Origin of the sequence: Cohnella suwonensis (assembly GCF_042655365.1) — a bacterium.
Lineage (GTDB): Bacteria > Bacillota > Bacilli > Paenibacillales > Paenibacillaceae > Cohnella > Cohnella suwonensis.
In genome coordinates, this window is record NZ_JBHSMH010000080.1 from 20,709 (window position 1) to 20,954 (window position 246).

Below are 246 nucleotides of genomic sequence, written 5' to 3' on the forward strand. Positions count from 1 at the left end.
AAAAAACAATGCAACTTTTGGATTCGTGATACTCGTTAAAATACCCTGAAGATAAATCCTCTTTAAATTCAACTCATTAGCCAAAATTGTAGTGTGGCCCATTGAAGTCTTAGAGCTTATCATTTTAATGCCCAAATAAACCAAATGTAAGCGTCAAACCTTCCCCACCTTCAAGCCCGCTAATCGCTATGAGATAATCCTCCTCAGAATCAGTCAGGGGAGGATTTTTTATGGCCAGAAAAGATG